Consider the following 12,515-nt stretch of genomic DNA (forward strand, 5'->3'; position numbering starts at 1 on the left):
GGCATCGTGGCTCTTTTCAAAGAACTCTGGAAGGAACTGAACATTTCCCATGACCGCTTTATCCGTACGACTGATGCCGATCATGTCAAAGTGACGCAGGCCCTGATGCAGAAATCTTATGACAAGGGAGATATTTATAAAGGAGAATACAAAGGCTGGTACTGCACTCCCTGTGAATCGTTCTGGCCGGAAAACAAACTGCCCGAAGGTAAACACATTTGCCCGGATTGCGGCCGCCCGCTGGAACTCGTTTCGGAAGAAGCTTATTTCCTCAAGATGAGCAATTATACGGACCGCTGGCTGAAATTCATCGATGAAAATCCTGATTTCATTCAGCCGGAAGCCCGCCGCAACGAAATGATTGCCTTTGTCAAAAGCGGTCTGGAAGATTTGTGCGTATCCCGTACGTCCTTTAACTGGGGGATTCCCGTACCCTGGGACCCGAAACATGTCGTATATGTCTGGTATGATGCCCTGGCTAACTACCTGACTTCGGCCGGCTATGTATTTGATGAAGAACGCTTCAAAAAATGGTGGCCGGCAGATCTTCATCTGGTCGGTAAGGAAATTGTACGGTTCCATTCAATTATATGGCCCATTATGCTGATGAGTGCCGGTCTGCCACTGCCTAAAAAAGTATTCGGTCACGGCTGGCTGATTGTCGATGGGACGAAGATGAGTAAATCCCTGGGCAATGTCGTCGATCCGATTCCACTGATTAAACGCTATGGCGCCGATTCACTCCGGTATTATCTGATGCGTGAAATCCGTCTCGGCCAGGATGGCAACTTCTCTCTGCCGACCTTTATCGACCGGATCAATGCCGATCTGGCCAATGACCTGGGCAATCTTCTCCATCGTACGCTGGCTATGGTTGAACAGTATGAAAACGGAGTGGCAGCCGGTCCTTCGGCTGCAGAACCGGTGGGCAGCGAATTGTCCCAGATGGCCGTTGAAACTGCTAAAAAATACGAACAGCAGATGGATGACATGAAGATTAATGACGCCCTTAACGATACATGGGCTCTGATCCATCGCAGCAATAAATATATCGATGAAACGACACCGTGGATTCTCGCCAAAGACCCGGCTAAAAAAGAACGCCTCCAGACTGTTCTGTACAATCTCCTGGAAGTACAGCGTATCATTGCCATGCTGGTAAGCCCGGTCATCCCGTCGGCGGCTGCTGAAATATGGAAACAGCTGGGGCTGGGTGATTTCTCCCAGGCAATTTTGGCAGATGGACAGACATGGGGCCTGTATCCGGCAGGTACGAAAGTTTGCAAAGGAGCGCCTTTGTTCCCACGGTATGATCCGAAAGAAGAAATTGCTGAAGCGGAAGAAGAAAAGAAAGCGGCCGCTGCCTGCCCTGCAGCAAAAGAACCGTTCAAAGATGAAATCAACATTGATGATTTCGGCAAAAATGATCTCCGCGTCGGCAAAATTGTAGTCTGTGAAAAAGTACCGAAAGCCAAAAAACTTCTCAAAATCCAGGTTGATCTGGGTACAGAAACCCGTCAGATTGTCAGTGGTATTTCTCTGTATTATAAGCCGGAAGACCTGATTGGTCATAACGTTATTGTCGTGACGAATCTGAAACCGGTTAAGCTGTGCGGTGTAGAATCGAAAGGGATGCTGCTGGCAGCATCGGATGGCAACGATCATCTGCAGGTCGTCTTTGTCGATGGCATGGCACCGGGAAGCCGCGTCCGCTGATGTTGTTTGATACACACTGTCATCTTTACGATGCAGCGTATGATGCGGACCGCCCGGCCGTGCTGGAGCGTGCCCGTGCTGCCGGTATCGGAAGGATGCTCTGCCCGGCGACGGACCGGCAGTCTTCTGAAGCCTGCGTAGAACTGGCACGGCACTATGACGGGATATATGCTGCGGTAGGAATCCATCCGCAGGAAGCAGGCCGCGTACAGCCTGGTGATATAGAAGCAATCCGCCGTATGGCGGAACAGGAACCGTCTGTCGTGGCCATCGGCGAAGTGGGTCTCGATTATCATTACGATACGCCGGCACGGGACACGCAAAAAGAAATCTTCATTGAGATGATAGGTCTGGCCCGCGATTTGGACCTTCCTATCGACATTCATGACCGGGAGGCCCACGGCGATACGATGGAAATCCTCCGTCAGTATGGAAAGGGCTTGCGCGGCGTCTTCCATTGTTATTCCGGGAGCCTGGAAATGACGACAGAACTGATCCGCATGGGGTTTTATTTTGGCTTTACCGGTACAGTCGTATTTCCTAATTCCAAGCGGGCAAAACAGGTGGCCTCCCGGATCCCGATGGAACGCATTCTCATCGAAACGGATAGTCCCTACCTGACACCGCCGCCGTACCGGGGCAGGCGCAATGAGCCGGCCTATGTGAGGTATGTGGCAGAAGAAATAGCCCGGCTGCGCGGCCTCGATGTAGAATACGTCACCAGTCAGACTATGGCTAATGGGTTACAAGTATTCGGAATAGCAGAAAATGTCTGAATCTCATTGGACACCATTAGTCCGCTCAGAAAAGGAGAGTAGTATGGCACGAGGAAAACGGCCGGACATACGGCTGACCATTACGGGAAAGTTAGGGAAAATGGGCTGCCACCGTGGTCATCATGTCGGTGAAGTGTTTGATTATGATACCGAACGGGGCAAGATTTGCCCTATGGCACTTCACTGCGCCTTTCCCTATATTGATATCCTGCGCTACGGTGGCACATTGCCGGGACAGCCGGAAGGAACGGCAGAATTTTGTTGTTCCGATGCGGATGTGGCCATGGTATTTAAAGCAGAAGTCATAAAAGAAGAGGAATAAGTCCGGATAGGCGGGCATACGAAACAACCCTGTTTCGTGTGCCCGCTTTTTTGTTCCAGGGCAGGATTTGTCTGCCATGAATCGCCGATACATCGTCCAGAGGGACCGCTTCAGGCCCACCTGGCACCGGGATGTTGCGGTTGGACAAGGCAATTGATATAATTGGAAATGTATAAGATAATCTTATGAGTCATCTGCCATAGGTGTGAGGAGGCGTAAACATGAAAATTCAATCGATAGAATTATTTAAGGTACCACCCCGCTGGCTCTTTTTAAAGATTACGACTGACACAGGGCTATCAGGATGGGGGGAACCTGTTATTGAAGGACGAGCTGATACGGTAGCGGCTGCTGTTACGGAATTGGAAGAGTACCTTATCGGCAAAGAGGCAGGGCGGATTGAAGACTTGTGGAATGTATTGTACCGCGCTGGCTTTTATCGAGGCGGTCCCGTCCTGATGAGTGCCATTTCTGGTATTGAACAAGCGTTGTGGGATATTAAGGGCAAAGCTCTGGGCGTGCCCGTATACGAGCTCCTGGGCGGCGTATGCCACGATAAAATGAAAGTGTACTGTTGGATTGGCGGCGATCAGCCCGACGAAGTGCTGCAGGCGGCAAAAGAAAAATACGAACAGGGATACCGGGCTGTTAAGATGAACGGTGTTCCCAAGGTAGGCTGGATCCAGAACAACCGACAGATTGATGAAGCCGTAGCCCGTGTGGCATCTATCCGGGAAGCATTCGGGTATGATATGGATATTGCCGTCGATTTCCATGGCCGTGTCCATAAACCGCTGGCTTTTACGCTCATGAAAGAACTGGAACCGTACCGTCTCCTTTTCGTCGAAGAACCGGTTCTTTGTGAAAATGAAGAAATTTTCCCCATGCTGCGGCAGCAGTTCTCTACGCCCATTGCTACAGGGGAACGGAATTATACCCGCTGGGGATTCAAGCAGATGCTGGCCCGGGGCGGTGTCGATTATATCCAGCCCGATCCCTGCCATTGCGGGGGAATCCTGGAAACGAAGAAGATTGCGGCTATGGCAGAAGCCTACGATGTAGCACTGGCTCCTCACTGCCCGCTGGGTCCGATTGCCCTTGCGGTGGCACTGCAGATTGATTTCTGCACATATAATGCGGTCATTCAGGAACAAAGCCTGGGAATCCATTATAATCAGGGATCTGACCTGCTTGATTATCTGAAAGACCCGTCCGTATTTATCTATCATCAGGGATATGTCAATCTTCTGACAAAACCAGGGCTGGGAATCGAAATAGACGAAGCAAAGGTACGGGCTGCTGCAGCCGTGGGACATCATTGGAAGAATCCCGTATGGCGCGATGAGACGGGTACCGTATTGGAATGGTAGTACACGTAAAATGAGAATGGTGTATCCTGAACCAAAGATGGACCGATATATATTGTTAACAAGTAGAAAAATAGTATAACCGTGCATAGTACAGCTGTTTCCACCGTATTACACCTTGATTAAATTTCAGAAATACCGTAGAATGTTCATGAGGATTACGCTTAAATTATTGATACGTATTATATTTCTAATTGAGAGAGGAGCCGCCTCATGCTAGATTTTCGTATTCATACGTTTTTGTGTGTCTGCCGCCATATGAACTATACCAAGGCTGCAGCAGAGCTGCATATCACACAGCCGGCTGTCTCACAGCACATCCGCTACCTGGAAAATGAGTACCATGCCAAATTATTCGATTATACGGGCAAGCACCTCATTCTGACACAGGCCGGACATATCCTTCTGGATGCAGCAGCCACTATCCGGCATGATGATCTCATCCTGAAGGAAAAACTGCAGGAACTCAGACGCAGTACGAAAATCGTTTCCTTTGGTGCGACCCATACAATAGGCGAGTTTATGATTGTAGACAAGCTGGCACAGTATCTGAGGGAAAATCAGGAAGTCCTTTTGCGGTTGGAAATCGCTGATACGGAACAGTTATTGCAGGAAATTAATGATGGTAAAATCGACTTTGCCATCGTCGAAGGATTTTTTGAACAGAAACAATACGAAACTATGTTGTTTTCCAAAGAACCGCTCATTGCTGTATGCGGTCCGGAATTCGATGTTCCCAATGAAGTAGAGCTGACCGATCTCTTGCTAAAACGCCTTTGCGTCCGTGAACGGGGATCCGGCTCACGGGATCTTTTGAAACGGACTCTGGCCGAATACAGCCTGTCACTGGAAGATTTTCCATACCGGGCGGAAATTGGCAGTCCTCAGACCATCAAGGCGTTGGTACACTGCAATGCGGGATTCTCGTTTTCCTATGAAAAATCGGTGCGTGATGAATTAGCCGCAGGTACGCTTCGTAAGATTCATATCCGCAATTTTACAGCCGAACATTCCTTTACGTTCTTATGGCGTAAGGGAAGTATGTATGGCAATACGTTCCGCGGCATGTTTGAAGCACTGAAAGATTAGAAAGGATGAATAACATGATATATTCAACAGAAGTCAAGAATATGTGCCCCGTTACTAAAGGTGCATATCATGGACCGGCCCCGATTCCCGAAGAAGGCGAATGGGTACAGGTCAAAGAAATTAAGGATATCAGCGGTCTTACTCATGGTGTAGGCTGGTGCGCTCCCCAGCAGGGAGCCTGCAAGCTGACCCTCAATGTCAAAGACGGTATCATTGAAGAAGCTCTCGTAGAAACGATTGGCTGTTCCGGTATGACCCATTCTGCCGCCATGGCATCGGAAATACTGCCGGGAAAGACTCTTTTGGAAGCGCTCAATACGGATCTGGTCTGCGATGCTATCAACGTTGCCATGCGCCAGTTGTTCCTCCAGATCGTGTATGGCCGCAGCCAGACGGCTTTTTCTGAAGGCGGATTGCCTATCGGCGCCAGCCTGGATGATCTGGGAAAAGGTATGCGCAGCCAGACCGGGACTATGTTTGGCACAAAAGCAAAAGGGACACGTTATCTGGAAATGACCGAAGGATATGTCACCCGTATGGCCCTGGATGAAGAAAATCAGGTTATCGGATACGAATTTATCCACCTTGGCAAAATGATGGACGCCATTAAAAAGGGCGTAGAACCAGCTAAAGCCATGGAAGATGCTAAAGGTCATTATGGCCGTTTTGAAGAAGCCGCTTCGTATATTGATCCGAGACAGCAATAGGAGGAACCTACAGATGGAATTATTCGAAAGTTATGACAGAAGAATAGATAAAATCCTCGGCGTGCTGAAAGAATACGGCATTAAAAGCGTAGAAGAATGCCGTGATATCTGCCAGAATGCCGGCATTGATCCGTATCAGACCGTCAAGGAAATCCAGCCCATCGCCTTTGAAAATGCCGGCTGGGCATATACCGTAGGGGCGGCCATTGCCATCAGGAAGAATTGCCGTACGGCTGTTGATGCGGCTAAAGCCATCGGCATCGGCCTGCAGGCTTTCTGCATTCCCGGATCCGTCGCCGAAGACCGCAAAGTAGGGCGGGGCCATGGTAATCTGGCATCTATGCTGCTTCAGGACAGCACACAGTGCTTCTGCTTCCTGGCTGGCCATGAATCTTTTGCCGCCGCTGAAGGAGCTATCGGTATTGTCCGCAATGCCAATAAAGCGCGCAAAGTGCCACTTCGCGTTATCCTGAACGGCCTGGGTAAAGACGCGGCCCAGATTATTTCCCGTATCAACGGATTTACTTATGTACAGACCCAGTTTGACTATAAAACGGGAGAACTGCACATTGTCCGGGAAATTTCCTATTCCAAAGGCGAACGTTCTGCTGTCCGCTGCTTCGGTGCCGATGACGTACGTGAAGGCGTGGCTATCATGCATCATGAAGGCGTTGATGTTTCTATCACGGGGAACTCGACGAACCCGACCCGCTTCCAGCATCCCGTTGCAGGTACGTATAAGAAAGAATGCATCGAAATGGGCAAGAAATACTTTTCCGTTGCATCTGGCGGCGGTACAGGCCGTACACTCCATCCGGATAATATGGCTGCCGGCCCTGCTTCTTACGGCATGACCGATACGATGGGCCGTATGCACAGCGATGCCCAGTTCGCTGGCTCTTCGTCCGTACCGGCTCACGTAGAAATGATGGGCTTCCTCGGCATGGGCAACAACCCCATGGTTGGCGCATCCGTAGCCGTAGCTGTCGCCGTAGAAGGTGCTGCCAAAGCAGGAAAATTCTGATTTATCGTAAATGATGACTCAAATGAACAGGACTACCGACGAAGTCAGGTACACTTCGTTAGTAGTCCTGTTTTTGACACATAGTCTCATATTATGCTATAATATATAGCGGATTTATAATTAATGCACAAATTCAAGCTATCCAACGAGCAGGCCTTGGCGGATAGCTTGTTTCATACGCCATAAAGATTAGCAGTACGTCTTAAGAGCTGGAAATACGAGCTGCAGATGATTGGCAGAAATACCAGAAAGGGGATACAATGGCAGACATAAAAAAAATTGCAGGTCTTGCCTGCTGCATGATTTTCGTTTCTACATCTTTTGCCGGAGCCACGTTCCATCCTGGCGACAGGGGCAGCCAGGTTCTGGCAGTACAACAGCAACTGGCCGCTGACGGCTATTCACTGACCGTTGATGGGGACTACGGGACTGGAACGACGGAGGCAATCCGGGAGTTTCAACGGGATCATGGCCTGACGGCTGATGGCATTCTCGGCGCAGCGACCTATGCAGCCCTGATGGGATCGGCTATGCCGGATAATATGAGCAGTCATTTTGTGCAGAAAGACGCACCGGACCCAGAAGCAGCACCGGTGCAGCCTTCCCAGCTGCAGGATATCCAGCAGGCGCTGGCTGATCGGGGCTACAGTGTTGATGTGGATGGCGTATTCGGCAAAGGAACCGATGCGGCTGTCCGGTCTTTTCAAAGCAGTAATGGTCTGAATGCCGACGGTGTCATTGGCCCGGCTACTTACGAAGCACTGATGGGCCAGCCTATGCCTGACGGACAGACAACCTTTTCCATGGCAGACCGGTTCCGGACTGATACGGCTCCAGCAGCACCGGCAGATAATAAGCCTGCTGCCTCTTTAGAGCCGGCAACAGCGTCCAACGCTATTGTGTTACTGCAGCAGGCGCTGGCCAATAATGGATATGATGTCGATGTAGACGGCGTGTTTGGCGTCGGAACGGAAAATGCCGTCCGCAATTTCCAGGCCAGTCATGGATTGGAAGTAGATGGCGTAGCTGGCCAGGCTACGTTTTATGAACTGACTGGGAAATTCCTTCCTTCCGGTCCGCTGCGCCGCTTTGGTAACGGGGGATATGGCGGATCTACTATGGTGGCAGATAGGGCTCAGCGCCTTATGGGCATTGCCAACCAGTATATTGGCGTACCCTATGTGTTTGGCGGAAATGATCCGTCCGGATTTGACTGCTCCGGTTTTACCCGGTATGTCTATTCGGCCGTAGGAATCGATCTGCCCCGCATGGCTGACGAACAATACAACGTTGGGTACGATGTATCCCGTTCGTATTTGCAGCCGGGGGACCTTGTATTTTTCACGACTTATCTGCCCGGTGTTTCCCATGTAGGGATTTATATCGGAAATAACCAGTTTATCAACGCCTCCAATTCCGGGGTCAGTATTGACAGCCTGGACAGCCGCTATTGGTCCAGCCGCTATGTAGGGGCAAAACGGGTTATGTAAAAATAAGGTTTGCAGGAAATATCACCATGGGGCGAGTTGCCAATTAAACAGAGGCTGCACTAAAATGTCTTTAGCAATCATTTTAGTGCAGCCTCTGTTTGTTTATCGTGGGAAAAACCACTTCTTTAACGAAAGTGTACCACAATCCTATTTTCTTTATATATTGCAGTAGACCTGTTCCAGTTCATGCAGTATAGCATCGGTTATTTCAGGATTATCACCACTGTCATAGGATTTTTCAATGGCTGTTTCATCGACAATCCAGTGATTCCGCCGCAGATTCTGGCGGTGTTCATACAGCCATTGGGCACAGCATCGGGCCATGCGGCTTTCCGACAGGCTGCGCTTCAGGTAACGGAACCGTGTCCGGGGAATGGCCTGGTGAGGTTCTTTCATAATATCTTCGATTTCCAGTGTGAAGTCGCATTCATGATATCCGTTCGATACGGCTTCCCTGCCGACGAAACGGGTGTTTTCCAGCCCCATGTCATACAGAAGATACTCATGGAATAATTGTTTTTCCAGTTCATCGGCCATGATATCCCTTATGGGCAGGCACTGACAGATATCGTTATGACACAGGCGCAGCAGGTCCATCAACATGACGTGACGATGGCGCATGAACGTGCAGTCTGCAGCATCGAGCCAGATGGTGCGGAGACGGATATACGCTTTCATTTCTTCTTTATATCCGGCATCGTAAATGCTTAGCGGTGTGTTCTGGCAGGTGTACCGGTACAGACGGGGTTCCAGCGTGAGCCAGTCATGAGCGGCTTTCTGCCGGCATGGCTGGTCCAGCTGGCTATCGGCGAAGGTACGCTTCAATGCCTGCAGATAGTTCAGGCCGCTGCAGGAAACGGCAAGTACACGGAAGGTTCCAGAAACTGGCTGCTGGAAAAAAATCTGCTTGAAATCATTTTCTGTCAAATCGGATGTATCCATTTCTATCGGTCCTTTGTGGTGATGTATCTGTCCGGAACGTTATTGGGCAGATGCATTTTTTTCTGCTGCTTTGTGAGAATCGCTGTAAAAATTTTTGAATGATTGTACCCATGTACGAGCTGGATGAGGCAGGAAGCCCTTGCTTTTCCATACCATGGCCAGTGTCCAGGGAATCTGTGGCTCTACGAGGGGAATATGGACGAGTTTTTCGTCATCCAGACGCTGACAGATCGTGTGAGGCAGGAGTGCAATGCCCAGCTGGGTGCGTACGATTTCGGCCTGGAAATCCCAGTTGCTGCTCTGGCAGACAATCCGGGGATGGGCCATGATTTTCTGATAAAATGTCTTGATGAACGGATTGAGAGAGAATGATTTGGGATAATATACCAGCGGTTCGTCTTTTATCTCTTCCAGGGTAATGACTTTATTTTTGGCAAGGGGATGTTCCGGCCAGAGGACAACTTCCAGGTGCTCTTCGTTGAAGATAAAGAAATCGTAGGTCATTTCCGTTGCCACGGGTAGCGCAACAAACCCGACCTGGATAAGTCCTTCGTCAATCGATGAAATAATGTCATTGGAGCCGACTTCCAGCAGTTCTAATTCAATTTGGGGATAATCGGAGATGAAATGCCGGATAAAGGATGTGATGAAAGAAGAGCCGATCATGGGGGGGATCCCGACCGTCAGCTGTCCGGAATTGAGGAGCTGGGGCGATTCCATCTGTTCGTTCAATTGGGAAAAATCTTTTATGAGCGACTCAATACGCGGTAACAGCCAGGCGCCCGTTTCCGTCAGTTCGACGCGTTTGCCGTTCCGGTTAAACAACTTGACATTCCAATGGTCTTCCAGTGCCTTAATGCCTTTACTGATGGAAGGCTGGCTGATATGCAGTGATTTTGAAGCTTTGGTAAAACTTTTTTTCTGGGCTACTTCGACAAAGTAGGTTAATTGAAATAGATCCATAGCCTTACGTCACCTCTCTTATGACACTATATTACCATATTTCTTAGCATAATAGAACCATGCACAAATGGAATGTTACTGATATGTCAAGTTTATTTATTTTTCATCATGTGTGTAAGGCAGAGGGGTCTTTTTATCTATAAGCTGAAATTTTAATAATATTTTAATCTATAAGACATGGAAGTGGTGTATTGTCATATGTCTCATAACGAGATATAATGAAAGACAAATGTATATTGTAGATATACATTCACCTATTTTAAGGAGATGTTACCTATGTCAAAAAATGCAAACGCAAATGCCCTGATTATTGGCTTTGCCATGTTTGCCGTATTCTTCGGTGCGGGCAATCTGGTATTTCCGCCTCTTATCGGGCTCATGTCAGGGAGTTCCTGGGAAATCGCTATTATCGGCCTTGCTATTTCAGCTATTTTATTTCCTATTGCTACGATTATTGCTGTCGATAATATGGGCGGTAACGTCCAGGCTATTTGTGCACCTGTAGCCAAATGGTTTACGAAAAGCTACATGGTCATGTGGATTATCTTTATCCTCACCTGTGGCGTGCCCCGGCAGGCAGGCGTTGGCATTGAAAGCGGCCTGCTCAGCGTATTGCCGGGACTGCAGGGAAATGATGCCGTCCGTATTGCTCTTCTGGCAGGATATTTTGTCATCGTCCTGGCGCTTACCTTCCGTCCATCCAAAATCGTCGATATCGTCGGAAAATATCTGACACCGTTCCTGCTCATCTGCCTGGTCGTCATGATTGCCCTGGCTGTTTTCGAACCGCTGGGAACACCGATTGCGCCGCAGGTAGATAACGTATTCTCCTATTCTTTCCTGCAGGGCTATCAGACTGGTGACGTTGCTGTCGGCATTGCCATTGCGGGCATGTTCGTCGCTTCCATCAAAGCCAAAGGATATACCGACCCGTCAGCACGGCATAAAATGACACTGAAAGCTGCCGTTGTCGCCTTCCTGGGACTTCTCATCGTTTATGGCGGCCTGTTGTACCTCGGTGCTACCGGATCCAGTATGTTTGATGGCAAAATGGATCAGACAGCTCTTCTCAATGGCCTCGTCCATGCGCTGACCGGTGCTACCGGTAATGTTGTGCTCGGCATTGGTATTTTCCTGGCCTGCCTGACGACGACCATCGGCGTCGGTTCGACTATTGCCAATCTGACCGTTGACTTATCAGATGGTAAGATTCCTTTCAAATACATGATGGTATTTGTGTGCCTCTTCGGCCTTGCTGAAGCCTGCATTGGCGTACAGGGGATCATCCGTTATACATTCTGGATTTTTATTGCTATTTATCCCGTTTCTATCGCCCTTATGCTTCTTGGCGTCTTCTGCAAATACGTTCCCAATCATGGTGCCTGGAAAGGGACCATCGCCATGGCAACCATTATCGGTTTGTTTGAAGGGCTGATGCAGCTCAATAAGAGTGGTATTACCAATCTTCCCCTCGACTCACTCATCCAGCTGTATAATCACATTCCCTTTGCAGCGGAAGGCTTTGCCTGGGTTCTGCCGGCTGTTATTGGTTTCATCGTTGGCACCGTCATTGTAAAATCCAAAGGCGGCGATCCCTATCCTATGATTTCGAAAAATCAGTAAAACGGACGAAGGAGCGATTGATATGGCGTTACAGATTGAAAATATAGAAAAAGACCCTCTTTGTTGTCCTCAGGAACGGCCGGCATCACTGGAATCGCTGACTTTTTCCAGTCATGGCTGCCAGGTATATGGCACGGCTCTGATTCCCGGTGGAGCCAGGGACCAGACCTATCCCTGTGTCATTATCTGCCATGGCTTTCCCGGTTTTGCCTCAACTTTTGACATTGCCCAGAACCTGCGCCGTACCGGCCTGGTAGTCATCAGTTTTTCTTACCGTGGCAACTGGGGGAGTCAGGGGAATTATACCTTTTCTGGTGCTATCGACGATGCCGTTTGCGTGGCCGAATGGGCTCATGACGAAAAAAACGCAGCTCAATACCACATCGATAAAAACAACATCTTCTTCATTGGTCACAGTATGGGCGGTTTTGTCTCCATTAATGTCACACGGCGCCTTCCCTGGCTGAAAGGGACGGCCGTCATGTCACCGTATGAC

Annotated in this window: 12 protein-coding genes; 10 read left to right on the forward strand and 2 right to left on the reverse strand. The window is 49.3% G+C overall.

The genetic code is table 11. The features are described from left to right. From metG to DBO31_RS02210, 8 genes are all read left to right on the forward strand, one after another. The coding region (gene metG, locus DBO31_RS02175) for a methionine--tRNA ligase (protein WP_150824329.1) at window positions 1–1,716 on the forward strand (1,716 nt) is incomplete at its 5' end. Beyond that, window positions 1,716–2,492 carry a TatD family hydrolase gene (locus DBO31_RS02180; protein ID WP_150824330.1) on the forward strand — a complete coding sequence of 259 codons (777 nt, stop codon included), beginning with the start codon at window positions 1,716–1,718 and terminating at the stop codon, window positions 2,490–2,492. The genes metG and DBO31_RS02180, both read left to right, overlap by 1 nt. A gap of 43 nt (window positions 2,493–2,535) precedes the next feature. Further along, entirely contained in the window at window positions 2,536–2,814 is a 279-nt protein-coding gene (locus tag DBO31_RS02185; protein WP_150824331.1) for a TIGR04076 family protein, read from the forward strand. 221 nt (window positions 2,815–3,035) lie between these two features. Beyond that, on the forward strand, window positions 3,036–4,184 hold the full coding sequence (dgoD, locus tag DBO31_RS02190) for a galactonate dehydratase (RefSeq protein WP_075581815.1): 1,149 nt from the start codon (window positions 3,036–3,038) through the stop codon (window positions 4,182–4,184). A gap of 210 nt (window positions 4,185–4,394) precedes the next feature. After that, window positions 4,395–5,270 (forward strand): LysR family transcriptional regulator, encoded by an 876-nt coding sequence (locus DBO31_RS02195; RefSeq protein WP_150824332.1) that lies wholly within the window; start codon window positions 4,395–4,397, stop codon window positions 5,268–5,270. A gap of 14 nt (window positions 5,271–5,284) precedes the next feature. After that, complete coding sequence (locus DBO31_RS02200; RefSeq protein WP_059077103.1) at window positions 5,285–5,977, forward strand: iron-sulfur cluster assembly scaffold protein; 693 nt, start codon at window positions 5,285–5,287, stop codon at window positions 5,975–5,977. Window positions 5,978–5,990: 13 nt separating this feature from the next. Beyond that, window positions 5,991–7,001, forward strand: coding sequence for a GGGtGRT protein (locus tag DBO31_RS02205; RefSeq protein ID WP_059077102.1), 1,011 nt, complete (start codon window positions 5,991–5,993; stop codon window positions 6,999–7,001). Window positions 7,002–7,261: 260 nt separating this feature from the next. After that, the gene (locus DBO31_RS02210) at window positions 7,262–8,491 is read left to right on the forward strand and encodes a peptidoglycan-binding protein (protein ID WP_234995357.1); all 1,230 of its coding nucleotides are present in this window, start codon (window positions 7,262–7,264) and stop codon (window positions 8,489–8,491) included. A 156-nt stretch (window positions 8,492–8,647) separates the two neighbouring features. Here DBO31_RS02210 and DBO31_RS02215 read toward each other — a convergent pair whose 3' ends face one another. Then, entirely contained in the window at window positions 8,648–9,433 is a 786-nt protein-coding gene (locus DBO31_RS02215; protein ID WP_150824333.1) for a hypothetical protein, read from the reverse strand. Between the two features lie 39 nt (window positions 9,434–9,472). Then, entirely contained in the window at window positions 9,473–10,396 is a 924-nt protein-coding gene (locus DBO31_RS02220; protein WP_059077099.1) for a LysR family transcriptional regulator, read from the reverse strand. A 276-nt stretch (window positions 10,397–10,672) separates the two neighbouring features. Here DBO31_RS02220 and DBO31_RS02225 point away from each other — a divergent pair, with 276 nt between their 5' ends. Both DBO31_RS02225 and DBO31_RS02230 read left to right on the forward strand, forming a co-directional pair. Continuing rightward, window positions 10,673–12,019: a branched-chain amino acid transport system II carrier protein gene (locus tag DBO31_RS02225; protein WP_075581818.1), complete on the forward strand. Its 1,347-nt coding sequence runs from the start codon at window positions 10,673–10,675 to the stop codon at window positions 12,017–12,019. 22 nt (window positions 12,020–12,041) lie between these two features. Beyond that, on the forward strand, window positions 12,042–12,515 hold a 474-nt coding region (locus DBO31_RS02230; RefSeq protein WP_150824334.1), incomplete at its 3' end, for a S9 family peptidase.

The sequence above is a fragment of the Megasphaera sp. DJF_B143 genome (assembly GCF_900320625.1).
Lineage (GTDB): Bacteria > Bacillota > Negativicutes > Veillonellales > Megasphaeraceae > Megasphaera > Megasphaera hexanoica.

Bases quoted from the DNA above. Each gene is read 5' to 3' on its own strand.
- dgoD (WP_075581815.1), top strand. From the start codon at position 3,036: ATGAAAATTCAATCGATAGAATTATTTAAGGTACCACCCCGCTGGCTC.
- DBO31_RS02180 (WP_150824330.1), top strand. From the start codon at position 1,716: ATGTTGTTTGATACACACTGTCATCTTTACGATGCAGCGTATGATGCG.
- DBO31_RS02215 (WP_150824333.1), bottom strand. From the start codon at position 9,433: ATGGATACATCCGATTTGACAGAAAATGATTTCAAGCAGATTTTTTTC.
- DBO31_RS02210 (WP_234995357.1), top strand. From the start codon at position 7,262: ATGGCAGACATAAAAAAAATTGCAGGTCTTGCCTGCTGCATGATTTTC.
- DBO31_RS02220 (WP_059077099.1), bottom strand. From the start codon at position 10,396: ATGGATCTATTTCAATTAACCTACTTTGTCGAAGTAGCCCAGAAAAAA.
- DBO31_RS02205 (WP_059077102.1), top strand. From the start codon at position 5,991: ATGGAATTATTCGAAAGTTATGACAGAAGAATAGATAAAATCCTCGGC.
- DBO31_RS02225 (WP_075581818.1), top strand. From the start codon at position 10,673: ATGTCAAAAAATGCAAACGCAAATGCCCTGATTATTGGCTTTGCCATG.
- DBO31_RS02195 (WP_150824332.1), top strand. From the start codon at position 4,395: ATGCTAGATTTTCGTATTCATACGTTTTTGTGTGTCTGCCGCCATATG.
- DBO31_RS02200 (WP_059077103.1), top strand. From the start codon at position 5,285: ATGATATATTCAACAGAAGTCAAGAATATGTGCCCCGTTACTAAAGGT.
- DBO31_RS02185 (WP_150824331.1), top strand. From the start codon at position 2,536: ATGGCACGAGGAAAACGGCCGGACATACGGCTGACCATTACGGGAAAG.